This is a genomic window from Pseudomonas sp. LBUM1661, assembly GCF_059695925.1.
On the sequence record NZ_CP166794.1, the window covers coordinates 2,381,810 to 2,405,638 of the forward strand.

General features: G+C 59.3%; 28 protein-coding genes. 11 read left to right on the top strand and 17 right to left on the bottom strand.

Going from position 1 to position 23,829, the window contains the following annotated elements; translation table 11 throughout:
- Positions 1–87 precede the first annotated feature (87 nt).
- The 3 genes from ACA057_RS10995 to ACA057_RS11005 all read right to left on the bottom strand — a co-directional run bounded on the left by ACA057_RS10995 (position 88) and on the right by ACA057_RS11005 (position 3,250).
- The gene (locus ACA057_RS10995; RefSeq protein WP_497348207.1) at positions 88–957 is read right to left on the bottom strand and encodes a TauD/TfdA dioxygenase family protein; all 870 of its coding nucleotides are present in this window, start codon (positions 955–957) and stop codon (positions 88–90) included.
- A gap of 104 nt (positions 958–1,061) precedes the next feature.
- Positions 1,062–2,645 (bottom strand): rhodanese homology domain-containing protein, encoded by a 1,584-nt coding sequence (locus ACA057_RS11000; RefSeq protein WP_497348209.1) that lies wholly within the window; start codon positions 2,643–2,645, stop codon positions 1,062–1,064.
- Positions 2,642–3,250 (bottom strand): cysteine dioxygenase family protein, encoded by a 609-nt coding sequence (locus ACA057_RS11005; RefSeq protein ID WP_497348211.1) that lies wholly within the window; start codon positions 3,248–3,250, stop codon positions 2,642–2,644. Before ACA057_RS11005 ends, ACA057_RS11000 begins: the two co-directional genes overlap by 4 nt.
- Before the next feature lie 322 nt (positions 3,251–3,572).
- Between ACA057_RS11005 and ACA057_RS11010 the strand changes: the two genes are divergently transcribed.
- Complete coding sequence (locus ACA057_RS11010; RefSeq protein ID WP_059404219.1) at positions 3,573–4,478, top strand: LysR family transcriptional regulator; 906 nt, start codon at positions 3,573–3,575, stop codon at positions 4,476–4,478.
- Between the two features lie 122 nt (positions 4,479–4,600).
- A complete protein-coding gene (locus tag ACA057_RS11015) occupies positions 4,601–5,395 on the top strand; it encodes a class II aldolase/adducin family protein (RefSeq protein WP_497348214.1) in 795 nt (264 codons plus the stop codon).
- 303 nt (positions 5,396–5,698) lie between these two features.
- On the opposite strand, the gene ACA057_RS11020 is transcribed toward ACA057_RS11015, so the two are convergent.
- Positions 5,699–6,787: an LLM class flavin-dependent oxidoreductase gene (locus ACA057_RS11020; RefSeq protein WP_497348216.1), complete on the bottom strand. Its 1,089-nt coding sequence runs from the start codon at positions 6,785–6,787 to the stop codon at positions 5,699–5,701.
- Between the two features lie 382 nt (positions 6,788–7,169).
- Between ACA057_RS11020 and ACA057_RS11025 the strand changes: the two genes are divergently transcribed.
- The 3 genes from ACA057_RS11025 to ACA057_RS11035 are packed head-to-tail and all read left to right on the top strand — an operon-like array spanning position 7,170 to position 9,919.
- A complete protein-coding gene (locus tag ACA057_RS11025; RefSeq protein WP_497348218.1) occupies positions 7,170–8,054 on the top strand; it encodes an ABC transporter permease in 885 nt (294 codons plus the stop codon).
- 1 nt (position 8,055) lies between these two features.
- Positions 8,056–8,856 carry an ABC transporter ATP-binding protein gene (locus ACA057_RS11030; protein ID WP_497348220.1) on the top strand — a complete coding sequence of 267 codons (801 nt, stop codon included), beginning with the start codon at positions 8,056–8,058 and terminating at the stop codon, positions 8,854–8,856.
- Between the two features lie 37 nt (positions 8,857–8,893).
- The gene (locus tag ACA057_RS11035; protein WP_497348222.1) at positions 8,894–9,919 is read left to right on the top strand and encodes an ABC transporter substrate-binding protein; all 1,026 of its coding nucleotides are present in this window, start codon (positions 8,894–8,896) and stop codon (positions 9,917–9,919) included.
- Positions 9,920–10,102: 183 nt separating this feature from the next.
- Here ACA057_RS11035 and ACA057_RS11040 read toward each other — a convergent pair whose 3' ends face one another.
- The 3 genes from ACA057_RS11040 to ACA057_RS11050 all read right to left on the bottom strand — a co-directional run bounded on the left by ACA057_RS11040 (position 10,103) and on the right by ACA057_RS11050 (position 11,716).
- The gene (locus ACA057_RS11040) at positions 10,103–10,504 is read right to left on the bottom strand and encodes a hypothetical protein (protein WP_497348224.1); all 402 of its coding nucleotides are present in this window, start codon (positions 10,502–10,504) and stop codon (positions 10,103–10,105) included.
- 130 nt (positions 10,505–10,634) lie between these two features.
- Positions 10,635–11,204 carry a chorismate mutase gene (locus ACA057_RS11045; protein ID WP_497348226.1) on the bottom strand — a complete coding sequence of 190 codons (570 nt, stop codon included), beginning with the start codon at positions 11,202–11,204 and terminating at the stop codon, positions 10,635–10,637.
- 209 nt (positions 11,205–11,413) lie between these two features.
- Positions 11,414–11,716 carry a DUF7693 family protein gene (locus tag ACA057_RS11050; RefSeq protein WP_497348228.1) on the bottom strand — a complete coding sequence of 101 codons (303 nt, stop codon included), beginning with the start codon at positions 11,714–11,716 and terminating at the stop codon, positions 11,414–11,416.
- Between the two features lie 114 nt (positions 11,717–11,830).
- On the opposite strand from ACA057_RS11050, the gene ACA057_RS11055 reads away from it, so the two are divergent.
- Positions 11,831–12,220 (top strand): c-type cytochrome, encoded by a 390-nt coding sequence (locus ACA057_RS11055; protein ID WP_497348230.1) that lies wholly within the window; start codon positions 11,831–11,833, stop codon positions 12,218–12,220.
- 184 nt (positions 12,221–12,404) lie between these two features.
- On the opposite strand, the gene ACA057_RS11060 is transcribed toward ACA057_RS11055, so the two are convergent.
- Positions 12,405–12,599 (bottom strand): helix-turn-helix transcriptional regulator, encoded by a 195-nt coding sequence (locus ACA057_RS11060; RefSeq protein ID WP_497348232.1) that lies wholly within the window; start codon positions 12,597–12,599, stop codon positions 12,405–12,407.
- On the bottom strand, positions 12,596–12,970 hold the full coding sequence (locus tag ACA057_RS11065) for a hypothetical protein (protein ID WP_401361375.1): 375 nt from the start codon (positions 12,968–12,970) through the stop codon (positions 12,596–12,598). Before ACA057_RS11065 ends, ACA057_RS11060 begins: the two co-directional genes overlap by 4 nt.
- A gap of 177 nt (positions 12,971–13,147) precedes the next feature.
- On the opposite strand from ACA057_RS11065, the gene ACA057_RS11070 reads away from it, so the two are divergent.
- Complete coding sequence (locus ACA057_RS11070) at positions 13,148–14,161, top strand: GlxA family transcriptional regulator (protein ID WP_497348234.1); 1,014 nt, start codon at positions 13,148–13,150, stop codon at positions 14,159–14,161.
- Positions 14,162–14,263: 102 nt separating this feature from the next.
- A complete protein-coding gene (locus ACA057_RS11075) occupies positions 14,264–15,937 on the top strand; it encodes a hypothetical protein (protein WP_497348236.1) in 1,674 nt (557 codons plus the stop codon).
- A gap of 75 nt (positions 15,938–16,012) precedes the next feature.
- On the opposite strand, the gene ACA057_RS11080 is transcribed toward ACA057_RS11075, so the two are convergent.
- The 6 genes from ACA057_RS11080 to ACA057_RS11105 all read right to left on the bottom strand — a co-directional run bounded on the left by ACA057_RS11080 (position 16,013) and on the right by ACA057_RS11105 (position 20,151).
- Positions 16,013–16,543, bottom strand: coding sequence for a glyoxalase superfamily protein (locus ACA057_RS11080; protein ID WP_497348238.1), 531 nt, complete (start codon positions 16,541–16,543; stop codon positions 16,013–16,015).
- 201 nt (positions 16,544–16,744) lie between these two features.
- A complete protein-coding gene (locus ACA057_RS11085; RefSeq protein WP_497348240.1) occupies positions 16,745–17,239 on the bottom strand; it encodes a PaaI family thioesterase in 495 nt (164 codons plus the stop codon).
- A 117-nt stretch (positions 17,240–17,356) separates the two neighbouring features.
- Positions 17,357–17,875 (bottom strand): isochorismatase family protein, encoded by a 519-nt coding sequence (locus ACA057_RS11090; protein WP_497348242.1) that lies wholly within the window; start codon positions 17,873–17,875, stop codon positions 17,357–17,359.
- Positions 17,876–18,173: 298 nt separating this feature from the next.
- Positions 18,174–18,536 (bottom strand): hypothetical protein, encoded by a 363-nt coding sequence (locus ACA057_RS11095; RefSeq protein ID WP_497348244.1) that lies wholly within the window; start codon positions 18,534–18,536, stop codon positions 18,174–18,176.
- Positions 18,537–19,246: 710 nt separating this feature from the next.
- A complete protein-coding gene (locus tag ACA057_RS11100) occupies positions 19,247–19,612 on the bottom strand; it encodes an avidin-fold protein (RefSeq protein ID WP_497348246.1) in 366 nt (121 codons plus the stop codon).
- Between the two features lie 176 nt (positions 19,613–19,788).
- Positions 19,789–20,151 carry a hypothetical protein gene (locus tag ACA057_RS11105; protein WP_497348248.1) on the bottom strand — a complete coding sequence of 121 codons (363 nt, stop codon included), beginning with the start codon at positions 20,149–20,151 and terminating at the stop codon, positions 19,789–19,791.
- 307 nt (positions 20,152–20,458) lie between these two features.
- Here ACA057_RS11105 and ACA057_RS11110 point away from each other — a divergent pair, with 307 nt between their 5' ends.
- Together ACA057_RS11110 and ACA057_RS11115 are read left to right on the top strand one after the other, a co-directional pair.
- Positions 20,459–20,953, top strand: coding sequence for a cupin domain-containing protein (locus ACA057_RS11110; protein WP_497348250.1), 495 nt, complete (start codon positions 20,459–20,461; stop codon positions 20,951–20,953).
- 106 nt (positions 20,954–21,059) lie between these two features.
- Positions 21,060–21,521: an anti-virulence regulator CigR family protein gene (locus tag ACA057_RS11115; protein WP_497348252.1), complete on the top strand. Its 462-nt coding sequence runs from the start codon at positions 21,060–21,062 to the stop codon at positions 21,519–21,521.
- Between the two features lie 55 nt (positions 21,522–21,576).
- Here ACA057_RS11115 and ACA057_RS11120 read toward each other — a convergent pair whose 3' ends face one another.
- Both ACA057_RS11120 and ACA057_RS11125 read right to left on the bottom strand, forming a co-directional pair.
- Positions 21,577–22,011 (bottom strand): GFA family protein, encoded by a 435-nt coding sequence (locus ACA057_RS11120; protein WP_497348254.1) that lies wholly within the window; start codon positions 22,009–22,011, stop codon positions 21,577–21,579.
- A 72-nt stretch (positions 22,012–22,083) separates the two neighbouring features.
- Positions 22,084–23,025 carry a carbon-nitrogen hydrolase family protein gene (locus ACA057_RS11125; RefSeq protein ID WP_497348256.1) on the bottom strand — a complete coding sequence of 314 codons (942 nt, stop codon included), beginning with the start codon at positions 23,023–23,025 and terminating at the stop codon, positions 22,084–22,086.
- Positions 23,026–23,126: 101 nt separating this feature from the next.
- Here ACA057_RS11125 and ACA057_RS11130 point away from each other — a divergent pair, with 101 nt between their 5' ends.
- The gene (locus ACA057_RS11130; RefSeq protein WP_497348258.1) at positions 23,127–23,816 is read left to right on the top strand and encodes a winged helix-turn-helix transcriptional regulator; all 690 of its coding nucleotides are present in this window, start codon (positions 23,127–23,129) and stop codon (positions 23,814–23,816) included.
- Positions 23,817–23,829 lie beyond the last annotated feature (13 nt).

The following is a 23,829-nucleotide window of genomic DNA, read 5'->3' on the forward strand; positions in this document are numbered from 1 at the left end:
AATTCCTGAAAGAGTGCACGCACAGGCAAACCCCTTCGCGAACGTTCGCGAATAACAGGGGTTGCCAGGTCTTTTCTTGGGGTGGGATCAGGCCGCGTGAGCGCGTTTTACCCGATGAGGAATGTCGTCGTAAGCGATCAGTACCCGTTCCATGCGGCGCGGGTAATCGCCGTAGTTGTAGACCGGGTAATGCAGCGTCGAGCGGTTGTCCCAGAATGCGACTGAGTTTTCACGCCATTTGAAGCGCACCTGATGTTCGGGTTTGTTGAATTCCAGCAGCAGCCGGTCGATCAGTTGCTTGCTCTTTTCGGGCGTCCAGCCGATCACCGAAGGGTTTTGCGAGAAGTTGATGAACAGGCCGTCCTCACCGGTTTCCGGGTGGGTGCGCACCAACGGGTGGGCGAGAATCGGGTAGTCGTAGCCGACCTTGTCCAGCGAAGACTTGAAGTCATGGACCACGTGCAGGTTATCGATTTCGGCGCGCAGCTCGTCGGGCAAGGCGCGATAGACCGCGCCGGTATCGGCCCACAAGGTATCGCCACCCACCGGTGGCAAATCGACGGCGCGTAGTACGGCGCCGAGGGTAGGGCGCAACTGCCAACTGGTGTCGGTGTGCCAACGGCCGCTTGTCCTTGGGCCGTACAGCTTGCGTTCGTCCTGGGCTTGAATCAGATGCGCTTGCGGTTGCGTCGGGTCGTTTTGCTGGGTGGTCGGGTGGACGTAGAGCTCGCCAAATTCACGAGCGAAAGCAATCTGCTGTTCGGTGCTGATGAGCTGGTCGCGGAAGAAAATCACTTTGTGTTCGAGCAGCAAACCGCGCAGTTCATCGCGCAGTTCGGGCGTCAGCGACTGGCGCAAATCGATGCCGCTGATTTCCGCGCCGATGGTGGGTTCCAGGCGAGTGACGTGCAGGGTTTCGGTGGGGCTTGAGTCGGTTCGGTGCAAGACAGCGGACATGATGTAAATCCTCTCGGTTGTGGGTTCAGCCTCCGCCTGGAGAGGGGTCGGATGTTGGGTGGGTTTGTCCCTGTGCCTGGCTGGGCACAGGGGCGGGGGGATTGCTAGATCACGAAAAAGCCATGCGTGCCATCGCGGGCGAGCTGGTCGACCAATCCGAACTCCCAGTCCAGGTAGGCTTGCATGGCTTCGCGAGGGTTATCGGTGCCCTCGTAAGGACGGCGATAGCGGTCGATGCGTGGCGACGCCAGCTGAGTTTCGCCGTATTCCAGCGGCAGTTGCGCGGCGATCCAGCTGGCTGTGCCGTCTTTAAGCAGGAACACCGGTTTACCGGTCAACGCCTCGACTTCGGTGACCGCGAGGCGTGCCAGTTGGCTGCTGCCGCAGGTCAGTACATAGCGCTGCGCCGAGGGAACCTTGGCCAGGGCTTCGCGCAGTTGCCCGCGCAACGCCCACCACGCGCCGGGGATATGACGCTTGACGTAATTGGCGCTGCTGGTGAAATCCAGCACCACGCTGTCGCCATGGGTCAGCCATTCGGCCAGGGTCTCGGGGCTGATTTCCTCGGCCTGCTGCGGCGCGGGGACCGGCGCCTTCCAGGCCCCTTTTTCGCTGAAGTGCGCCGGTTGCACATCATCCAGCACGTGCACTTCCCAGCCCAGTTGCGCGAGCCAGGAAGCCGACATGTTGGCGCGCACGCCATCGTCGTCGACCAGCACCAGTCGTGCACCGCGCACACTGGCGAAGTGATCGGTTTCCTGCACCAGTTGGCCGCCGGGTGTCGAGCGGGCGGAGGGCAGGTGACCGGCTTCGAATTCTTCCGGGGTGCGCACATCGAACAGGTAAGTGCTGCGTGTCGATTCTTGTTGCCAGCGTTGCAGGTCGGCCAGGCTGGCGCGACCGACCAAGGCTTTATCGGCAACGCGACGGGCATCCTGGGCGGCGATTTGCCGATGTTCTTCACTGGTCGGTGCGAATCGGCGCGACTGGCCGTGCTGCAGTTTTTGCCCGGCCAGGGTCCAGCCGATGGTGCCGTTGCGCAAGGCTGAAACCGGGTTGGCGATACCGGAGTTGATCAGCGACTGTGTACCGATGATGCTGCGCGTACGTCCGGCGCAGTTGACGATAATCCGCGTCGCCGGGTCGGGTGCCAGCTCTCGGGCGCGCAACACCAGTTCCGCCCCCGGTACGCTGATGCCGGTGGGAATGCTCATGGTCTGGTATTCGTCGAAACGCCGGGCGTCGAGCACCACCACGTCGGCCTCGCTGTCGAGCAGCGCCTGAACCTCTTCCGCCGCGAGTGACGGCGTGTGGCGCTGGCTTTCCACCAGTTCGCCAAAGGCTTTGCTCGGCACATTGACGTCGATGAACAGTTCACCACCGGCGCGACGCCAACCGTCCAGCCCGCCTTCGAGCAGGCTGACATTGACGTAACCCAGGCCTTGCAAGCGCTGGGCAGCAAGGCTCGCCAGACCTTCGCCGTTGTCGTAGACGGTCACCTGGGTCTCCAGCCTTGGAATCCGCGAATACACCTCAAGCTCAAGCTTGGACAAGGGAATGTTGGCCGCGAACAGCGGGTGCGACTCGGCGAAAGGCGCTTCTTCGCGCACATCGACCAGCGCCAGTTCTTCATGTTTCAGCAGTGCCTGACGAATCTCGGCGTAGGAGCGGGTAGGTGCAGTGCTCATAGGGTTTGGTTCTCTTTGGACAAATCCCAGATGTTGGGGAGATAGGCGTTGGAATAACCGGAGATAAACAGCTTCTCGCTGCCATCAGGCTGGTACACCGCGCGGCGGACGGCCCCGATGTTGGCGCCATAGACATGGATGCTGATGGAGACCTGATCATCGAACGCGTTGCTGACTTGATGAATGTCGCCGATCTTCGGTGACACGGCCTCGACCTGACCCGGTTGCAGTTGTACCCGCTGGCCCTCGGGCACCAATGTGCCGTCGGGGTTGCGCGCGAAACCTTGCGCGAACTCCGCACCGCGCAACATGCCGATCAGGCCCCAGACTCGATGATCGTGGATCGGCGTGCTTTGCCCCGGCCCCCAGACAAAACTGACGATACTGAAGCGCTGCCGTGAATCGGCGTGCAGCAGGTATTGCTGATAGCGCTCCGGGTCTGGCTGGGCAAAATCGTCCGGCAGCCAGTCGTCATGGCTGACCAATTGTGCGAGCAACTTGCCGCCGCGATGCAGCACATCGCCCTCGCGCGGGTTGCCGTCGATCAATTCCGCCAGGGCGCCTATAAATGCTCTGAGTCTCTCCGGGTGTCGGGCCTGGGTCATGGCGATTCCATTGTTCGTTGTGAAAGATGACACCATGATTTAAGCATAATGTTTTAGATCAATATGCGATTGTTTAATGATTAGGTTATAGCTGAATGGAATTTGAAACCCCGATGCCTACATAAACAGTGTGGGAGCGAGCCTGCTCGCGATAGCGGTGGGTCAGTTGGCAGGGATGTTGATAGGCGGCCGCCATCGCGAGCAGGCTCGCTCCCACATTTTGATCTTCATAGGGCATCAAAGCGCGGCGGGCTATCCAGACTCGAACAATAGAACTATGCTTTTCAGACATCTTATTGACTGTTCTCTATGTGCGGGCCAAATGAAAATTGACGATATCGATGCCTTTGTCGAAGTGATTCGTTGCCAGTCCATCAGCCATGCCGCCGAGTCGCTGCAGCTGACTCAACCGGCGATCACGCGGCGCGTGCAGAACTTTGAGCAGGCGTTGGGCGTGGAGTTGTTCGACCGCAATACCAAACCGCTCAAGCCGACGCTCATCGGTACGCGGGTGTATGAACAGTGCCGTTTGATCCTGCGAGAAATGGATGCCTTGCGTGAACTGGTCGCGACCGACGCGCCGCCCACCGGGCTGTTGCGCCTGGGCGTTCCGCAAACCATCGGCGACGTGGTGCTGCTCGATGCACTCAAGCACCTGCGCATGGAATACCCGGATTTGCGTGCCCAGGTGGCCACGGGTTGGGGCAGCCAGTTGGTCGGCAAGATCGAGCGCGGAGAGCTGGACGCGGCAGCGGCACTGTTCCCGGCCGGGAAGATTTTCCCGGATAACATTGTTGGCGAGTCGATCGGCAAGATGGAGTTGGTGGTGGTCTGCGCCAAAGCCCAATTGCCCAAGCGTCCGTGCAAACTGGCTGACGTTTACCAGAGCGGCTGGATTCTCAACCCCGATGGCTGCGGCTTCCGCGCCGGCTTGCAACGCACCCTGTCGGATCAGGGCCTGGCGCTGCGGGTCAATCTGGAAACCTTCGGTACCGAATTGCAGCTGGGTCTGGTCGCCGACGGTCTGGGCCTGGGTCTGGTGCCGCGTCCGTTGCTGGAGCGCAGTGCTCATTTCGAGCAACTGGCGGTCATGCCCCTCAAGGATTTCAAACCGGTGATGGACCTGTGGCTGATCTACCCGCACTTTCTCGGCAACCTGCAAGGGCCGGTCGATGCCTTTGGCAAACTGGTCGCCGGGTCGCTGCAAAAGATCAAGAGTGCAGCGTGATGGGCTAGCAGGGCTATCATGAAAAAAAATGATAATTAGCTTAGATTAAAATGTGCTTTTTATTATTTTTTAGCTTCCCATAGGCTGGCTGGAATTCTTAAGGCCATCCAGGAAGTTTTGCCATGAGTAGCGTCAGTCCGTTATCCAGCCCTTCGAAAAATGTTCGCCAGCGCGTCAGCCCGGAAGAATGGGAAGTGCGCGTCAAACTGGCCGCCGCCTACCGGTTGGCGGCCTTGTTCAAGTGGACCGATCACATCTACACGCATTTTTCCGCACGGGTGCCGGGGCCGGACGAGCATTTCCTGATCAATGCCTTTGGGCTGTTGTTCGATGAAATCACCGCCTCCAACCTGGTCAAGGTCGACATCGACGGCACCATTGTCGATGACCCGACCGGCCTGGGCATCAACTACGCCGGTTACGTGATTCACAGCGCCATTCACGGTGCGCGCCCCGACCTGCAAGCGGTGTTGCATACCCATACGCGCGACGGCATTGCGGTGTCGGCGCAGCGCGATGGGTTGTTGCCGATTTCCCAGCATTCCATTGGTTTTTCCGGGCGCGTGGCCTATCACGGCTACGAAGGCGTGGCGCTGGACCTCGACGAGCGCGAGCGTCTGGTGGCTGATCTGGGCGATAAGAGCGTGTTGATCCTGCGCAACCACGGGCTGTTGACCGCCGGCATCAGCGTTGAACATGCATTCCAGCAACTGCACGGCCTGGAGCGCGCCTGCAATATTCAGATCGCGGCCCAGGCGGGTGGCAACGCCGAACTGATCTTCCCGCCGGCCGACGTCGTGGCCAAGGTCGAGAAGCAGGCCGAGGTGTTCAAAAGCGGCGATGGGCCGGGTGTCGCGCGGCACTGGAATGCGCTGATCCGGCAGCTGGAACGCACCGATATCGAGTACAAGAACTGAGGCACTCCCCCCAGGGGATCTGTAGCGAACACAAAATCCCTTGCACGACCGCGATCAAAATGTGGGAGTGAGCCTGCTCGCGATAGCGGTGGTTGGGCTGGCAGGGATGTTGACTGTGCGGCCGCCATCGTGAGCAGGCTCGCTCCCACAGGGGGCGGTGGTGGACACAAAATCCCCTGCACGGCCGCGATAAAAATGTGGGAGCGGGCTTGCCCGCGAAGGCGGTGTAACAGTCAAATTTGATGCTGACTGAAACTCCGCTTTCGCGAGCAAGCCCGCTCCCACATTGGATTGTTGGTGTGTCTACGCGACTTTTTCTGCCGCTTGCCGCTCACGCTCGGCCACCAGTTGGCGAGTCAGCGGGATCAAACGCTTGCCGTAGTCGATGGCGTCGTCGAGCGGGTCGAAGCCGCGGATCAGGAAGGTGGTGATGCCCAGGTCGTAGTAATCGAGCAGGGCTTCGGCCACTTGTTCCGGGGTGCCCACCAGTGACGTCGAGTTGCCTTGTGCGCCCAGCAAACCGGCGATGCCGGTCCACAGGCGCTTGTCCAGGCGCGAGCCTTGGGCGGCGGCTGCCAGCAAGCGGCGGGAACCTTCGTTCGGTGGTTCGCGGCGGACAAATCCATTCTGCTCGGCCAGCGCGGTGGCCTGTTGCAGGATGCGCTCGGCGCGTTCCCACGCCTGCGCTTCGGTGTCCGCCAGAATCGGTCGCAACGACAAACTGAAGCGAATGCTGCGCCCATGCTTGGCCGCCTCGGCACGCACCTGATTCACCACCTCGCGCACCTGTTCGTAGGTCTCACCCCAGAGCGCATAAACGTCCGCATGCTTGCCCGCGACCTCAATGGCGGCCGTCGACGAGCCGCCGAAATACAGCGGAATGTGCGGCTGTTGCGGCGACTTCACGGTCGAGTGCGCGCCTTCGACCTGGTAATACTTGCCCTGATAATCGAAAGGTTTTTCGCGGGTCCATTCCTGGCGCAGCACGTCGAGGTATTCGTCGGTGCGGGCATAACGTTCGTCTTTGCCGATATGACTGCCATCGGCGCGCAACTCGCGGTCATCGCCGCCGGTGATGATGTGCACGGCGGTGCGCCCGCCATTGAACACATCAAGGGTGGTGAACTGTCGTGCGGCCAAAGTCGGTGCGGCAAAACCCGGTCGATGGGCAATGAGGAACTTGAGGTTTTTCGTCACGCTGGCGGCGTGTGAGGCAATCAGGGTGCTGTCCGGACTATTCGAATGGAAGGCCACCAGGGCGCGGTCGAAACCCGCTTCGTCATGGGCGCGGGCGACTTTCTCGACATACTCGGGCTGCAAGGCCGGGCCGCTGCGGGGGTGGATTTCCGAAGAGTGATTGCCGCCGATGTAGCCGATGAATTCAATACTCATGGTGAGTTCCTTGTCGTGGGATAGGCGCGATTGAAAGCCTCCACCGGGCAGGGGGTCGGTCTGTGGTGTCGAAAGTAGGCGGAGCAGGGTGGGCCTGTGAAATGCCGTTTTGTTCTAAGTTAATTATTAAATTAATGAATCACTTAGACAGGTTGATATCAGCAGCACGCATTTTAAACCGTCGCAGCATTACAGCCCCGAAAGGGTGGGCCTGAGCCTTTCAATTATGCAAATAATTTATCTATACGTTTTGTTATCTAAGTTTTAATCATATTAGCTTATTCCTAAAAAGAATTTCACTGAGGTTTTTTATGCGAATAGCATGAGTCCGAAGCTGACGCATGGCGCCTCCAGCCATGTTCTTTAAAGGGAAGGAAGCCTGATGAGCGAAAAGACTTTCGATACGCAGAGCGCCAGTGGCTCGTTTTCCATCGATAAGGCCGCACACCTCACCGGTGATGTGCAGGGCGCGTTGAGGTTGATCCCCAACTGGCTGCGCAACTGGCGCACACCCGAAGCATTGCTGCGCTTGCTCAGCCCGATTGCGCTGCTGCTGTTATGGGAGCTGGCCTCTCAGGCGGGGCTGATTCCGCAACGGGTCATCGCGGCGCCGTCGCAGATTGGTGGCACGCTGTGGGCCATGATCGTTTCCGGGGAGCTGGGCAAACATTTGCTGGTGTCACTGCAACGAGCGCTGGTGGGCTTGAGTATCGGCGTCAGCGTCGGTGTCGTCGCGGCACTGATCACCGGCCTGTCGAAGCGCGGCGAGGTGATCCTCGATTCGCCGATGCAGATGCTGCGCACCATTCCTTCGCTGGCACTGGTGCCGCTGTTCATTCTCTGGTTCGGCATCGGCGAGTTCACCAAGATCGCACTGATCGTCACCGGAACGACTTTCCCGGTGTACCTGAACCTGTTCGCCGGCATTCGCAACATCGACCCCAAACTGATCGAGGCCGCCAACACCCTGGGCCTGAATCGTCGCGAGTTGATCTGGCACGTGATCCTGCCGGGCTCCTTGCCTTCCTTCTTTGTCGGCTTGCGTTACTCCCTGGGGATTTCCTGGCTGGCGCTGGTGTTCGTCGAGCAAATCAACACCACTGCTGGCATCGGTTTTCTCGCCAGTGATGCGCGGGACTTCATGCGCACTGACGTCATCGTGATCTGCCTGCTTATTTACAGCGTCCTCGGCTTATTGATCGACGGACTGATCCGCACGCTGGAGCGTTTTGCCCTGGCCTGGCGCCCATCCTTTGTGAGGAATTGATATGTCGAGCATCGATCTTTTCGACGCGGCTAAACCTGCCCAATCAACAGCCCCGGTACAACTGCGCAATGTGGTGCGCCAGTTTGGCCAGCAACGGGTCATCGACGGCCTGGACCTGGACATCGCACCGGGCGAATTCGTGGCGCTGCTCGGCGCCAGCGGTTCGGGCAAGACCACTTTGTTGCGTAGCCTGGCGGGCCTCGACAGTATCGACAGCGGCCAGTTGCTGGTGCCAAAGGCGCGGGCGGCCGTGTTTCAGGAACCTCGCTTGATGCCCTGGAAGCGCGCCTGGAAGAACGTGATTCTCGGCCTGCACATCCCGGACGCCAAGGCGCGTGCGGTGCAGGCCCTGACAGAAGTAGGGCTGGCGCATCGGCTTGAAGCCTACCCGGCGACACTCTCCGGCGGCGAAGCGCAACGCGTGGCATTGGCCCGTGGCCTGGTGCGCGAGCCCAAGCTGTTGCTGCTCGACGAACCGTTCGCCGCGCTCGATGCCCTGACGCGGATTCGCATGCATCGGCTGATCATCGAGCTATGGCGTAAACACAATCCGGCCGTGCTGCTGGTCACCCATGACGTGGACGAAGCCATCCTGCTCGCCGATCGGGTCATCGTGCTGGCCAACGGCAAGATCGCCGAACAACTGTCCATCGACCTGCCACGGGCTCGAGATACCGGGCAGCAGGGCTTTCAGGAAATCCGTGCGCGCCTGTTGAGTTTGTTGGGTGTTGAAGTGGAAAACGCTGCCGTGGCCGAGCGCCAGGTCTCCAGCAGTACTGTCCGGCGTTTTGCCCATGGCTGATGCAGGCTCAACATTTTTGCCACAGGGATGTTTCGCCATGCCGATACGCGTCTGGAAATCATCAATCGTGTTGCTGTCTGCCGCCGCGCTGTTGCTCAGCGGTTGTGGTAACCCGGTCGAGAACAAAACCTCATCCGCTACGAAGTCGGACTTGTCCGGCGTCACGCTCATCCTGGGTGATCAAGCCAAGGGATTGCGCACCGTGGTCGAGGCGGCGAACGCCTTCGACGGCATCGACTACAAGGTTGAATGGGCGAACTTCCAGGGCGCCGCGCCGCTGTTTGAAGCCTTGCGCGCTGGCGCCGTCGATCTGGCACCGGCCGGTGATACGCCAGTACTCGCCGCCGCGACCGGAGGCACGCCTTTGCGCATCGTCGCGGTACGGCGCAGTCAATCAAGGGGGATTGCGATCCTGGTGCCGGCCGATTCGGCGATCCACAGCGTTGCGGATTTGAAGGGCAAAAATGTCGTGGTGTCCTCGGCCCGAGGCAGCATTTCCCAGTACCTGTTGATTCGCGCGCTGGCCAATGCTGGCGTCGATGAGAAGGACGTCAACGTCGGCTTCGTCCTGCCGACCGACGCCTTGTCCGCGTTCAATGCCGGGAAGATCGAAGCATGGGCCACGTTCGGTATCTATCAGGCCTTCGCGGAACAGCAGGGCGCGCGCGTGCTGATCACTGGCGAGGGCATCAACACCGGGCTGACCTTTATTACCGCCTCCGATGAAGCCCTGACCGACCCGCTCAAGCGCAAAGCGCTCAGCGACGTGTTGCAGCGTTTCGCCAAGGCGTTCGAATGGGCCCAGGAGAACCCGGACGAGTACGCGCGGGTGTTTGCCAAGGTCAACGATATTCCGCTGGAAGTCTCGCAGCGGCTGCGCAGTTGGGGCGACGAATCGCTGTTGCCGGTGGAGGAGCGGGATGTTCAGGCGTTGCAGCAAGTCGATGACTTGTTCGTGGAGAAGAAGATCTTTCCCCATCGCGTCGATGTGCAAAAGCTGACGGATCCTCAAGTGTTTTCGGTCGAATCTTTGGTTCTGAGCCAGTCAGCTTCCACAAAGTAGACCCTTGTAGGGTTGTCACGCTCTCACAGTAGAGGTTGATTGCTTTGCGTTGGCACACGGCGAGCCTAAAACGAGAAAAGCCCTGCAAGCGTAAACCTGCAGGGCTTCTCGGTCAGGCTGACCGACTCGTTTAGCCCGGCTGATCAGGCCGGGCTTTTTGTTGAGTACGGTCAAGCCATTTATTCAGACTGCGCGGCTTTCGATCAGACGATCCGAGCCACCTTCAGCAACGCGATTCTCGATCAGACGATCCGAACCACCTTCAGCGACGCGGTTCTCGATCAAACGATCCGAACCACCTTCAGCGACGCGGTTCTCGATCAAACGATCCGAACCACCTTCAGCGACGCGGTTCTCGATCAAACGATCCGAGCCGCCTTCAGCGACGCGGCTTTCGATCAAACGATCCGAACCACCTTCAGCGACGCGGCTTTCGATCAAACGATCCGAACCACCTTCAGCTACACGACTTTCAATCAGACGATCCGAGCCGCCTTCAGCGACAACCGGGTGAGTCGAGGTCGCGGCGAACGCGTTAACTGCAAAAACCGAGAAAGCGATGCTGAGGAGGGTTTGGCGTTTCATGATCGTGTGCTCCGGGGTGTAGTTGCTTGGTATGGAGGCGATGTTACGCCCCGGAGTTTTTAAGAGAACTTCATTGAGTTAATGGTGACTATTGATGCAGTCAATGGCTGCCTGAAACGGGGTCTACAGGTCATTGACTGGCGATACAGAGCTCCCCGGTGGCGCGTATCAGCGCCTGACCGTGCAGTTGATCCTTGATCAGGTCGGATCGTGCCGTGGCGAGCCAGTCTGCACAGTTCGGATCCTTGCGATAGGGCGCGAAGGCGGCGTATTGCTGCAACAGACGGGTTTGCAGCTCATCCAGCCGTGGCCGGATTTGCTTGGTCAGGTCCGGCCGTGGCGTGTCAGGTGCCTTGCCAGCGGCTTTCCACTGAGCGAGCAGTCCGTATTGCACCAGCTTGTTCGCTTCAATCTGCGCAGCGATCAATTCGGCGACGTCTGTGGGATTCAGCTTGCGTTCAACAGCCATCTTCCTGGCATTGGCGATGACTTGCGCCTCCCGGGCGGAGTCCTGAATCGGCTTGCCACTGTCCCACTTGGTCAACGCCACGAGATCACCAATGCTCAGGCGCTCGTTCATCGTCACCAGCAGCGGTTGCAAGCTATCGGGCACCGGGGAGGGCGTGCTGGCCTGTGCGCCGCCAGCGAGTAAACCGAGGAGGGCGCAAGTCAGCAGCGGCAGGCGTGGAAAGTGAAACATGGGGCAAACCTCAATGAGCGCGGGATTCACAATCACGATGTGTATCACAAGTGAGTCAAATCGAAGAAGAGCGGCTTGGGGTTCAGTGCTGAAAACAGCGGCCTCTTAACGGTGCCGATCCGTGGATAATCAGGCCGTAGAGGGGTGGCCACCCGGTACAAACTGGCGTTTTCGTTGAAGTGCTTTGACGGGTTGGGTGAGTTCGGAATTCAGTCGCGTGTCTGCGCCAGCAAACGCTCAACCTGCGCCAGTTCCCAGGTGCTGAGCAAACTCACCGGGTCAGTGCCGTAACGTTGCCAACTGTCGAACTCACCCTCGCGCCCGTCCGGGCTCTGGCAACGTTGGCAGTGGCGCAGGTGGTCGCCGTCGACATCGAGTGTCAGGTGCCAGCCTTCGATGTCGACCTGTACCTGGCCGGGCTCGGATTGTTTGTCGAGGCGCTGCAAAAGGCGAATGCCCAGGGCGGCGTCGCGCAATTGCTGGTAAACCTCGCGGGTGGTCAGGGGTTGCACGGCTGTCTCCGGTGAGGCCATGGCCTGCGTAGAATCGGGGTGCACAGGATAGCCGATCATGATCAAATCGCCGCCGAGCTTGTGGTGTGAACACCCTTTGATTTGGAACCCGATATGAAAAAAGCCGCGTTATTCACCTTCGTCGTGCTGCTCAATGGCGGAGTGTTCAGCATGCCAGCAAACGCGGCCGGCGATGCTGAGGTGGGTGCAACACTGTTCAAGCGGATTTGCGGCGGTTGCCATCAAGTCGGGGAGTCGGCGCGCGGTGGATTTGGCCCGCAGCTCAATGGCATTTTCGGGCGCCTTTCCGGGAGCGCAGCGGACTATCAGTATTCCGCTGCGATGAAATCGGCCGGCATCGTCTGGACCCGCGAAACACTGACCGCGTACCTCGAAGATCCCAAAGCCGTCGTCCCCGGCACCCGCATGATTTTCTGGGGCCTGAGCGATCCGGAAAAGATCGAAAACCTGCTGGCCTACCTCCAGACATTCCAGCCGCAGTAAGCCTCCCCGACGTTCGTCCCTGTAGCAGCTGTCGAGCTTGCGAGGCTGCGTTCGGCTGCGAAGCAGTCGTAAAACCTGCGCATGCGGTTTAACTGACGCACCGCAGCGTATGGTTTGGCGACTGCTGCGCAGCCGAACGCAGCCTCGCAAGCTCGACAGCTGCTACAGGGCCGGACGCCAGCTGCTACGAGGCATCCTCAAAAATCGCCTCGATGGGCAACTGAAAAACCCTTGCAATCTGAAACGCCAACGGCAGGCTGGGATCGTACCGGCCGTTTTCAATCGCGTTGATCGTCTGCCGTGAGACATTCAGCCGAGCGGCCAGGTCCACCTGCGACCACTTGAGCTCGGCGCGCAGTTCTTTCAGTCGGTTTTTCATTGATAGCGTCGTCGGGCAACCATCAGCCCGATGATCCACATCAAGCCCATCACCGGCCACACCATGAGCCACGAAAGATGCGGGAACCCGACATTCTCCAGAAAGCCGTAGCTGAAGGTCAGCAGCGCAGAGGCGGCAAACGCAAAGCCGAGGGCCTCGAACTGGATGCGCAAATGCATTTCATCCATGCGCCGAAGGTTGCGCACGATGGCCCAGCACATCAGGCCGGCCGGTATCACCGGCGCCAGCGTAATGGCAATGCGCAGCGGCAGGCCGAAGTTTTCCTGATGCTGCAGCAGCGTCAGCGACACCACCAAAAAAACCGCATACAAGGCCAGCGCTGCGCCCAACTCGTAGTAGTACCGTCGCATTTTTCATCATCCTTATGTAAAACGTCCTTTACATATTCGTCGATGAAATCGAGGATGTAAAGGTCGCTTTACATAAGGCTTGCAGGCAACGCTGTGGTTTTGAAAGATCTGCAGTTAGCATGGCACTTATCAACGCACCAACGATTCGTTCGTTACCGTCACGGAGTGGGTCAAACATTGATCGAACGACGCCAATTCAGCGGAGGGATGAAAGGGAAAAATCTCCGCTATCTGAATGAAAACCCTGACCAGGCCGCGCAAATGACTCGCGCCGGTTTTTTGCTGCTCGAGCATTTCTCGCTGCCGGCGTTCACCCAGGCACTGGATACGATCGTCACCGCGAACCTGCTGCGCCCCGGGTTGTTTTCTTCCCGGACATTCGGCCTGAATGACGGCGAGGTCATCAGTGATTTGGGACTGGTCATCCGGCCGGATGCACGTCTCGAGTGTTCAGCCATTAAAGATCTGGATTTACTGGTCATTTGCGGCGGCTACCGGACAGAACTGAAGGCGACTGACGAGCTCATCAACCTGCTCCGGGCGGCGGCAGAGCGGGGTGTCATTCTGGCCGGGTTGTGGAATGGCGCCTGGTTCCTGGGCAGCGCTGGTTTGCTTGACGGCTACCGCTGCGCCATTCACCCCGAACATCGCCCCGCACTCTCGGAAATTTCCAAGGCCACGCATGTCACCAGTGAACCCTACGTCATCGATCGGGACCGGCTTACCGCGTCCAGTCCTTCGGGGGCGTTCCATATGGCGTTGGACTGGATCAAGGGGCTGCACGACAAAGCCCTTGTCGAGGGCATCGAGGACATTCTGGCGTTCGAAGAGTCGCGCTACCGGCGCATCAAACCGACTGAAAATATCTGCGTGAGCGCGCCCTTGCGTGAGGTGGTGAAGTTGATGGATGCCAACCTCGAAGAGCCGTTGGAGCTGGAACAACTGGCGGTTTATGCCGGCCGTTCTCGTCGACAACTCGAGCGCTTGTTCAAGGAACAACTGGGCACCACGCCGCAACGCTATTACATGGAGTTGCGCATCACCGAGGCGCGTCGGCTGCTGCAGCACACGGAGCTGTCGCAGGTGGACGTATTGGTGGCCTGCGGGTTTGTTTCGCCCAGCCATTTCAGCAAGTGCTACAGCTCGTATTTCGGCTACAGGCCTTCCAAGGAAACGCGACTTATCAAGTAACCATTTTTACCCCGCCTGTCGTCGGCTGCACTGCCCAGCCAAAACCGTCGGGGTATGCTGGTTCTCTTAAGCTATCGAAGCTCTGGTCGAGAGGATAAACCGATGCCTGACTATTACGATTTGGGCACTTACAGCCGCCCGGTGACGACCCGTTCGCCACAGGCCCAACGCTGGTTCGATCGTGGATTGTTATGGTGTTACGGCTACAACCACGACGAATCCATCCGCTGTTTCCGCAAGGCCCTCGAACACGACCCCGATTGCGCGATGGCTTACTGGGGCATCGCCTACGCCTCGGGTCCGAACTACAACAAACGCTGGGATGCCTTCATCGAACAGGAGTTGAAAGAGGCCGTGACCCAGGCCCGACAGGCGACGCAGACTGCGCTGGCGCATCTCGACGGGGCGACAGCGGTGGAGCAAGCGCTGATCCGCGCGCTGGACCAACGCTACCAGGCCAGCGAAGCCGCCAGCGTTGAACAACTCTTCAGCTGGAACGATGCCTACGCGGCGTCCATGCGCGATGTCTACACAGCCTGGCCCGACGATCCCGACGTGGTTGCGCTGTTTGCCGAAGCGCTGATCGACCGCACGCCGTGGCAACTGTGGGACCTGAAAACCGCTCAACCGGCGCCGGGCGCCGACACCCTCGAGGCCGTCGCCGTGCTGGAGCGGGCTCTGCAACGCATGGAGCAACACGGCGATGCGCCGCACCCCGGCGTGCTGCACATGTACGTCCATACCATGGAAATGTCGCCCTATCCGGAGCGGGCATTGCGCGCCGGTGATGTATTGCGCGACCTGGTGCCGGACGCCGGGCATCTGCGCCACATGCCGTCGCACATCGACGTGCTCTGTGGCGATTACCGAGGGGCCCTGATCACCAACAGCCGGGCGATCCTGGCCGACAGCAAGTACCTGGAACAAGAAGGGCCGATCAACTTCTACACCCTGTACCGATGCCACAACTACCACTTCAAACTCTACGCGGCGATGTTCCTCGGCCAGTATCAACCAGCGCTGGAAGCCGCCGATCAATTGATCGCTACCATCAAGGAAGAACTGCTGCGCGTGGAGCAACCGCCCATGGCCGACTGGCTGGAAGGCTTCGTCTCAATGAAGGTCCATGTGCAGATCCGCTTCGGCAAGTGGCAGGACATTCTCGCCACGCCGTTGCCGAACGATCAGGCGCTGTACTGCGTGACCAGCGCGATGCTGCATTACGCCCGAGGCGTGGCGCACGCGGCCACCGGGTATATCGCCGGCGCGGAAGCCGAACAGCGTCTGTTCCTCGACGCCTGGACCCGAGTGCCGGACACCCGCTACCTCTTCAACAACACCTGCAACGACATTCTGGCGGTTGCCGCCGGCATGCTGCGCGGCGAAATCGAGTACCGCAAAGGCAATTACGACGAGGCTTTCACCCACTTGCGTGAGGCACGCGCGCTGGACGACAACCTGCCTTACGACGAGCCATGGGGCTGGATGCAACCGGTTCGGCATGCGCTGGGCGCACTGCTTTTGGAGCAGGGCAGGGTAGAAGAAGCTTTGCACGCCTACCAAGCCGATCTGGGAATGGACAACACCCTCAGCCGTGCGGCCTGGCATCTGGACAACGTGTGGAGCCTGCACGGTTATGTGGAATGCCTGAAACGCCTGGGCCGGGACACCGAGGCCGCCGCCGCCAAAATCCGCCTCGACCTGGCCATGGCCCGTGCCGACGTGGAGATCACAGCCTCCTGTTTTTGCCGCGTGGGCGCCCGTTGTTGCAACTGACTTCAGCCGTAACGCAAACTCTTGTAGCCGCTGGCGCAGCCTACGGCTACAAGGGTTGCGTTGTGGCTTATCGGCTCAGCTTTGGCAGAACCGCAGTCGATTACCGAAAGGGTCATAGACTTCCAGAACTTGCCCCCAGCCCTGCTCAACGATATCCGGACGTCCGTAGCCGTAGCGCTTGGCCAGTAACTCATCCCGAAGCAGCTCGATATTTTGCATCGGGATAAACACCGTCGACCCCGGGCTTGCATCGCCATGATGTTCGGAAAGATGCAGCTGCAGACCGTTTCGGCTGATGCCCAGGTACAACGGTAGATCGGCTTCGAACCGGTGCTCGAATTCGACGCTGAAGCCTAGGAAATCAAGATAAAACTCGCGCGCCTTGGCTTCGTCAAACATCCGCAAGATTGGAATGGGTTTGTCGAACGTCACCGTGGGTTGGGGATTTTCCTGGGGCAGCATCGCGGACGCGGTGTTCCAGTCCTTGTAGCCCAGTTGCTGCGCGACCAGTTCCAGCGCGGTTGAGTGCGGCACCGCTTGATCACGCGCCGCTAGCGAGGCACGCGACCGCTTGGCCATTTGCTTGGCTTGCTCGTTTGAAAACATGACTACTCCTGTAGTCGAGGCATCGTGGTGCTCGCGTTGCCAAACCTCGACCGTCAAGAGAAGCGACAGGATTTGGTAAAGAAGAAATGCTTTCACCTTTCCTTTCGGAAGCGAGCGGCGGGCAGCATCGGCCCGCGCTGATCATACACAGCCGCGAATGAGTGCGGAAGTTTTTGCCGGCAGCTCGCGGTGTCAGGTGATCTACCGACTGTGCGCGACGGCCGCCAGTTGCTCGGTATCGACGCGAACAAAAATCGAGTCGCCAACAGCCGTCAGCACATCCCCCGCGTAGACCTCGCAGATGACACGGGTTTTGCGTCCAACCTCACCTTCAACTTTTGCCCGCAGGGTCAGCAGTACACCCATCGGGGTCGGTTTGATGAACTTGATGCCAAGGTTGCCCGTGACGCAATTGATCCGGGGCAGGCTGGCCGGTTCGCGGTGTTCCAGACGGTAGTGATAGGCCATTGCCGTCCAGTTTGAATGACAGTCGACCAGCATCGCGATCAATCCGCCGTACACCAGCTCCGGCCAGCCGCAATACTGGGCATCAGGCAGATGCTCGGCCATGACATGCACGCCGTCCTCATGCCAGAAACTCTTGATGTGCAGCCCGTGCGGATTAGCGCTGCCGCAGCCGTAACACACGCCGTCAGGCGCGGCCGTGTCTTGCAGGGAAGTGTCGAGCCTGGACATACCTTGATCATCCTCAGAAATGTGCACCAAACCAGTCGGATTTTAACTCTGAACCGATGAAGCACAGCCCAGAGCCTACAGATCGACCCTTACTCGAGCCGATCTCTCCGATATCGGTTAGAAGCTCCAATCCTCAGCCTGAACGACACGACAGAAAGGTCCCGCCAGGGTCGCATTGTGATGAGCGACAATATGTTCAGCCTTCAGCGCAGGCGTGTCGCTGCAGGTATGGCCGTCAGCGATCAGCACGCTATCGAACCCAAGATCTCGTGCGGCACGGCAGGTGCTGTCGACACAATACTGGGTCTTCATTCCGGCAATGACCACGCCCTGAGCTCCACAGGCCTGTAGCCGCTCGGCCAGGTCAGTCATGACGAAGGCATTGGGTCGGCTTTTTTCAAAGATCACTTCGTCGCCCATTAGCACCAGTTCCTGCACCAATTGCGTCAACGGGCTGCCGGGCTCGATAGGCGACCCAGGCGGACCGATATGGCGAGCAAGAAAAATCGGTGCGCCTGCCTGCCGGGCTTTGCTCAGCAGGCTATTCAATGTGTTGAGCAGCGCTTCGCCAGCCCAGGGTTTATCCGGGCCATGAAACAACCCAACCTGCATATCGAGAATCAACAGTGCGTGCATCGTGCTTTCCTTGCGTTTGGGCCAGCGACACAAGGGCAAAAGAAAAGGCCCTGTCCATCGCTGGCGGGCCTTTTGAAGTTCGTGCGTTATTGGCTCACGACACTTCTCACGACCCGCCTTGGGCGGTCGTGGTCGTGGTGGTCGAGGCAATACGTGGTTGAGTCATGCGGTTGACAGTATCTGTGCGGTACCGGATTGGCAAGTGGGCCCAGCGCTGCCGCCCGGATTACCGCAGGCATAAAAAAACCCGGTTGATGATACCGGGTTTTTTATCGAGTACCGCGGTAAAGCAAGTCATTCATGCAGCGCGGTTTTCGATCAGACGATCCGAACCACCTTCAGCGACGCGGTTTTCGATCAGGCGATCCGAACCACCTTCAGCGACGCGGTTTTCGATCAGACGATCCGAACCACCTTCGGCTACGCGGTTTTCGATCAGACGATCAGAGCCACCTTCAGCCACGCGGTTTTCGATCAGGCGATCCGAACCACCTTCAGCAACGGGGTTTTCGATCAGACGATCCGAACCACCTTCAGCTACACGACTTTCAATCAGACGATCCGAGCCGCCTTCAGCGACAACCGGGTGAGCAGAGGTAGCGGCGAAAGCGTTAACTGCGAAAACCGAGAAAGCGATGCTGAGGAGGATTTGGCGTTTCATGAGGGTGTGCTCCGGGGTGTAGTTGTTTGGTATGGAGCCGATGTTACGCCCCGGAGTTTTTAAGAGAACTTCATTGGGATGATGGTGACTATCGATGCCGGCAATGGATGGATGAACCGGATGTCAGGGGGAAATAGCCGTCCCATTCTCTTGATGAAATGTACGCTCCAACGCATCCAGGCGAATGGTGCTCAGGCCCAGCGTTTCCACATCGTGCGCCGTGTTCTGCGCGATAGTTTGCACAGACTGAATGACTCCAATGCCGATCAACTGACCCTGTGGAGAGGGAGCTTGCTCCTGTTGCGCGAGCACGGAACGCTCAACGGAAGCAAACTCCCTCGCCACAGGGTCAGTGGTTATTTTGGGTTGGGTAGAGATGTACAGGAGAAACCGGGGAGAGAGTAGCTGTTGGCCATCACTCTGGTGTGAGCGACGTCGCTGGTGGAAAACAATGTCAGATTTAGAGGCAAGATATGCAGAATTGGCGGGGTAGTAGATAAAAGTCTGACGGCAGAGATGGGAGTTTCAGCCGCAACGCACACCCGTAGCAGCTGCCGAAGGCTGCGTTCGACGGCGAAGCCGTCGCCCGACCAGACCCCGCCGAATGTCTGATAAACCGCGGCGTCCCGATTCACGACGGTTGCGCCGCCGAACGCAGGCTGCGCCAGCGGCTACAGATCGCGTTATGGCTTAACTGATTGTTTTAACCGTTAGGCGACAAGCTCGACGTAGTTGGACTCCCCACCTCCCGTTGCGCCCGACAACCAACCCCATACAAAGCTTAGCGTGGTGCGCCCGGCGTGATCGACGCCTACCGTGCCCCGCGACCATCCGGCAAGCATCTCGCCCTCCGTGGTCAAACACTGAAAAAGAAGCTCGATGGTGTCGGCGCCCGTCACGCGCCCGACTTGCTGACCGATACGGATCCGGCCGCCTTGGTAAGCGCCCGAAATGGCACCTTCCTCGACCTGGTAATGAAAGACGGTGCCTGTACCGGATAGCCCGTGGGTATTGTCCGCTACGGTAAATCGGCGATTGTTCAAACGCTTGCTGATTTGAGAGAAGGGGGTTTCCATAAATGCCGCGTCCTTTAGTCGAGATGGTCCATTCCAGCGATGATCGTATCGGATGAAGACCGTGCCGTTAAGGAAACCTGTAGGAGCGAGCTTGCTCCGTGCGGCGTCTTTCGGGCGAACACGAAAAAGCCCGGCTGATCAGGCCGGGCTTTTTGGGTATTGCGGTGACGCGATATTTACACAGCGCGGCTTTCGATCAGACGGTCCGAACCACCTTCAGCGACGCGATTCTCGATCAGACGATCCGAACCACCTTCAGCCACACGACTTTCAATCAGACGATCCGAGCCGCCTTCAGCGACGCGATTCTCGATCAGGCGATCAGAGCCACCTTCAGCGACGCGATTCTCGATCAGACGATCCGAACCACCTTCAGCGACGCGGTTTTCGATCAAACGATCGGAACCACCTTCAGCCACACGACTTTCAATCAGACGATCCGAGCCGCCTTCAGCGACGACAGGCTGAGCGGAGGTAGCGGCGAAAGCGTTAGCTGCAAAAATCGAGAATGCGATGCTGAGGAGGGTTTGGCGTTTCATGATCGTGTGCTCCGGGGTGTTGTTGGTTGGTATGGAGCTGATGTTACGCCGCGGAGTTTTTAAGAGAACTTCATTGACGTGATGGTGAACATTGATGGCATTGATAGGGCGAGCGGGCTACTTCCGGTGAGCGTGATGATGCGGTACAGACTGGGCAGAGCATTGATTACATTGCGTATCAACTCTAATGCGCGCGAACGCCATTATCATCAAAGCCAATCGCAAATACAGTAAACCGCCGATTGTATTCAGCGGCGACTCGCCACGATTGACCTCCCGAATTTACAGCGCGATTAAGGTGCCTTTCATGATTCAGAACATTATGAAGCCTGCTTGTCTGGCCGTTCTTCTTGTCGCCAGCGCATCAATGCCGTTTGTCCAGGCGCAACCCTTGCCACTCGATAAAGTCGGCGCCATACATAGCGAAGACGTGGAGTGGCGCAGCTTTCCGGCGTTCCCCAAAGAAGTGAAACTCGCTGTGTTGGCCGGCGACCCCAGTAAACCAGCACCGTACGTGGTAAGAGTCAAAGTCCCGAACGGCACCAAATTAATGCCTCATACACATCCCGAAGACCGCATCTACACCGTCATGTCCGGTGTTTTCTATATTGGTTTCGGTTCTGTTTTTGATCCGGCCAAACTGGTGGCTTATGGTCCCGGCAGTGTCGTCATACTCCCGGCGAATACGCCCCATTTCCACTGGGCCAAATCAGGAGAATACATCTCGCAAGTTTACGGCACGGGCCCGTTGGGCCTTGAGTACATTGATAGTCATGATGATCCTCGCAATGCATCGAAGTAAGAGGATCCCGGGTAGCGCTTGAGTGTCGATGGAAGAACACGGAACCCACATCGTCAATTGCGACTAAGTTACACAGAGATGTCCCGCCACTGCGAAGGAACGAATCATGCTCAGATCCCGCTCATTGATCGCTGCAATTACATGCCTTGCGCTGGTCTCCGGTTCAGCGCCTGCATGGGCCGATCCTGGTAATGGCCAGGGCCAGGGAAACGGCAAGGGAAATCCACAAACCACTCAGGCTCATGGCAACCAGGGCGGCAAGGGCAAAAATGCCGGGGGCGGCGATTGGGGGAATGGCCCAAGCATCAATCGCGGCAGCGTTCTCGGGATTGTTGGCGGTTATCGGGACTACTGGAGCCCAGGACCTGCATTGCCACCCGGCATTCAAAAGAACCTCGCGCGAGGCAAGCCGCTCCCACCGGGGATCGCCAAAAAACTGGACGGTCGGTTAATCGGCCGGTTGCCTCATTACGATGGCTATGAATGGCAGCAAGCGGGCACCGACTTGATACTGGTCGCGCTGGCGACCGGACTCATCTACGAAGTTCTCAACGGTGCTTTTGATTAATACTGGAGTGGCGCGGGCAATGGGCATGATCCGTATGCCCGTGTTGCCCGTAGCGTTATTCTTCCACGCTGATGCCCGAGCCCCCCATTTCGTTGGGGACATCCTTCAGCTTGGGCAACCCATCCTTGATGCGCAGCACGGTCTCCTGATAGTGGACGTGAACGCCTGGCGAATACGCGAGCTCCGGGAGGACCGCGGCGTACACGTCGATAAGTCCCATTTCCGGGTGTTCGGTGAAGATGTGCCCGCCGCAGGTTTTGCACCACTTGCGCATGCTCCGCGGTGTCTTGTTATAGGTGCCGATGTTGTCAGCGCCCCGAGTGACTTGCAGCGCTTCGGGTTTCCACAGGGTGAAGGCATTGACCGGGCCTGCTGACCAATGCCGACACGACTCGCAATGGCAATAGCCCATCGCGGCAGGCTCGCCGCTGACGGTGAACTCGACTGCGCCGCAAAAACAATGACCCTTGTAAGAGCGTTCGATACTCATGGCATGACTCCTTGATCAGTTGTCAGGCGATATCACCGGGCATGGCAGGGATCGCCTGAACGTTGCTTGTCTTCACCCATCGATGTGGCGCACGGCTGTCGCCGGCGTGCGCCGGACCTGCAGTTGGAAAATGTCCGGGCGCGCGTAATGCCCGGTAACGTCGAGCGCTCGCCGCGCTGGCGCTACGAGTGCGACGTCGATGTCTGCATACAGAATGCCTGCCTCTCGGTGTAGCGGGCCGGCCACGACCCGTCCTTGAGGATTGACCACCACCGAGTCGCCGTCGTTGATCCATTCTTCCGGGTCGGGGAACAGTTGCATACGCGCCGGGAAGTCGTCGGGGATGTCGCTGCCGCGCAGCGCGGTGCCACTGCCGAGCACCCAACAGCGGCCTTCAAGGGCAATGTGACGCATCGTGCTGATCCAGCCATCGCCAGTGTCGTAGGTGGGGGCGACGTAGATTTCCACCCCTTGGGCATACAGTGAGTAACGGGCCAGCGGCATGTAGTTTTCCCAGCAGATCAGCGCACCCACGCGGCCGACCGGTGTATCGACCGTCCGCAACCCGGAAGCATCACCGAAGCCATGCACCATCCGCTCGGGATTCGTTGGCATGAGCTTGCGGTGTCGGTTGAGCACCTCACCGCTCGCGCCGATGACGACTACGCTGTTATAGAGCGTGCCGCCGCCATTGCGTCGGTCGCGTTCATTGAGGCCGCACACGATCGTCACGGCGTGAACCCTGGCTGCCTCGCACAATGGGTTCAGGTCACCGTTCGCGATATCGACGGCGTTGGCCAGCAACCGCGTGTGTAGCTGGCCCATGACAGCCCCGTCCTTTCCCGCTGCCAGCCGCCAGATCCACGATGGATAGCCTGGAATGAATGATTCGGGCAAAACGATCAGCGTCGCTCCCGCCGCTGCCGCCTCGCCGACCGATTGCACGGCCCGGGCGAGGGTGGCGTTGCGATCAAGCAGCACGGGCGGGCGTTGAATAATGGCTACCTGGGTCATGGTGTTCTCCTTTGGCGGTTGCTTTGGAGATTCAGCGTGCGCGTGGCGAAGGGGCGGGGCTAGTTCAAAATCTGAAGCGTTGCAGTAGCGGAGCCCAGGCGATGGAAGACAGCTACGGTCAGTTCTGCACGGTTGCGCGCGGTGCCGAAGCACTGTGCGAACGCTGGACACCGTTGGTGGTGCGCGAGCTGCTGTGCGGCAGTAAACGGTTCAATGAACTGCATCGCGGCGTCCCACGGATGTCCACCAACCTGCTGGCTCAGCGGCTGCGCCATCTGGAAGAGATCGGTGTCGTGAATCGCACGGCCGTCGGCAAAGTCTGGGAGTACGGCCTGACCGAGGCGGGCGAGGAATTGCGCCCCATCATCATGGCGCTCGGCCACTGGGGCGCACGCTGGATCGGTAGCCGCCTTCGCGATGACGAACTCGACGCGGGTTTGCTGATGTGGGACGTGCGCCGGTTCGCGCGCGTCGATGAGTTCCCGTCCCGGCCGGTGGTCATCCATTTCAAGTTCCGCGACGCACGGCCCGGCGAGCAAGCGTGGTGGCTGGTGGTTGAACAGGGCGTGGCCGACCTGTGTCGCGACGACCCGGGACGCGAACTGACGCTTATCGTCGACGCCAGCGTGCGAGCGTTGACCGAGGTGTGGACGGGCGACCGCACACCGAAAGAAGTGCTTTTATCGCGGGAGCTGCGAGTAGACGGCGCCGCGCAGGATGCGCACAACCTGTGGCGCTGGCTCGGCACGAGCGCGTTCGCCGCGACCCGGATCGCGGCGGCAGCTCGGTAATCTCAGGGCATTC

Bases quoted from the DNA above. Each gene is read 5' to 3' on its own strand.
- ACA057_RS11105 (WP_497348248.1), bottom strand. From the start codon at position 20,151: ATGAAACGCCAAACCCTCCTCAGCATCGCATTCTCGATTTTTGCAGCT.
- ACA057_RS11005 (WP_497348211.1), bottom strand. From the start codon at position 3,250: ATGACCCAGGCCCGACACCCGGAGAGACTCAGAGCATTTATAGGCGCC.
- ACA057_RS11110 (WP_497348250.1), top strand. From the start codon at position 20,459: ATGATTCAGAACATTATGAAGCCTGCTTGTCTGGCCGTTCTTCTTGTC.
- ACA057_RS11065 (WP_401361375.1), bottom strand. From the start codon at position 12,970: ATGCGACGGTACTACTACGAGTTGGGCGCAGCGCTGGCCTTGTATGCG.
- ACA057_RS11015 (WP_497348214.1), top strand. From the start codon at position 4,601: ATGAGTAGCGTCAGTCCGTTATCCAGCCCTTCGAAAAATGTTCGCCAG.
- ACA057_RS10995 (WP_497348207.1), bottom strand. From the start codon at position 957: ATGTCCGCTGTCTTGCACCGAACCGACTCAAGCCCCACCGAAACCCTG.
- ACA057_RS11045 (WP_497348226.1), bottom strand. From the start codon at position 11,204: ATGTTTCACTTTCCACGCCTGCCGCTGCTGACTTGCGCCCTCCTCGGT.
- ACA057_RS11085 (WP_497348240.1), bottom strand. From the start codon at position 17,239: ATGTCCAGGCTCGACACTTCCCTGCAAGACACGGCCGCGCCTGACGGC.
- ACA057_RS11120 (WP_497348254.1), bottom strand. From the start codon at position 22,011: ATGAGTATCGAACGCTCTTACAAGGGTCATTGTTTTTGCGGCGCAGTC.
- ACA057_RS11080 (WP_497348238.1), bottom strand. From the start codon at position 16,543: ATGTTTTCAAACGAGCAAGCCAAGCAAATGGCCAAGCGGTCGCGTGCC.
- ACA057_RS11035 (WP_497348222.1), top strand. From the start codon at position 8,894: ATGCCGATACGCGTCTGGAAATCATCAATCGTGTTGCTGTCTGCCGCC.
- ACA057_RS11130 (WP_497348258.1), top strand. From the start codon at position 23,127: ATGGAAGACAGCTACGGTCAGTTCTGCACGGTTGCGCGCGGTGCCGAA.
- ACA057_RS11125 (WP_497348256.1), bottom strand. From the start codon at position 23,025: ATGACCCAGGTAGCCATTATTCAACGCCCGCCCGTGCTGCTTGATCGC.
- ACA057_RS11030 (WP_497348220.1), top strand. From the start codon at position 8,056: ATGTCGAGCATCGATCTTTTCGACGCGGCTAAACCTGCCCAATCAACA.
- ACA057_RS11115 (WP_497348252.1), top strand. From the start codon at position 21,060: ATGCTCAGATCCCGCTCATTGATCGCTGCAATTACATGCCTTGCGCTG.
- ACA057_RS11055 (WP_497348230.1), top strand. From the start codon at position 11,831: ATGAAAAAAGCCGCGTTATTCACCTTCGTCGTGCTGCTCAATGGCGGA.
- ACA057_RS11000 (WP_497348209.1), bottom strand. From the start codon at position 2,645: ATGAGCACTGCACCTACCCGCTCCTACGCCGAGATTCGTCAGGCACTG.
- ACA057_RS11040 (WP_497348224.1), bottom strand. From the start codon at position 10,504: ATGAAACGCCAAACCCTCCTCAGCATCGCTTTCTCGGTTTTTGCAGTT.
- ACA057_RS11020 (WP_497348216.1), bottom strand. From the start codon at position 6,787: ATGAGTATTGAATTCATCGGCTACATCGGCGGCAATCACTCTTCGGAA.
- ACA057_RS11010 (WP_059404219.1), top strand. From the start codon at position 3,573: ATGAAAATTGACGATATCGATGCCTTTGTCGAAGTGATTCGTTGCCAG.
- ACA057_RS11095 (WP_497348244.1), bottom strand. From the start codon at position 18,536: ATGAAACGCCAAATCCTCCTCAGCATCGCTTTCTCGGTTTTCGCAGTT.
- ACA057_RS11090 (WP_497348242.1), bottom strand. From the start codon at position 17,875: ATGCACGCACTGTTGATTCTCGATATGCAGGTTGGGTTGTTTCATGGC.
- ACA057_RS11025 (WP_497348218.1), top strand. From the start codon at position 7,170: ATGAGCGAAAAGACTTTCGATACGCAGAGCGCCAGTGGCTCGTTTTCC.
- ACA057_RS11060 (WP_497348232.1), bottom strand. From the start codon at position 12,599: ATGAAAAACCGACTGAAAGAACTGCGCGCCGAGCTCAAGTGGTCGCAG.
- ACA057_RS11100 (WP_497348246.1), bottom strand. From the start codon at position 19,612: ATGGAAACCCCCTTCTCTCAAATCAGCAAGCGTTTGAACAATCGCCGA.
- ACA057_RS11075 (WP_497348236.1), top strand. From the start codon at position 14,264: ATGCCTGACTATTACGATTTGGGCACTTACAGCCGCCCGGTGACGACC.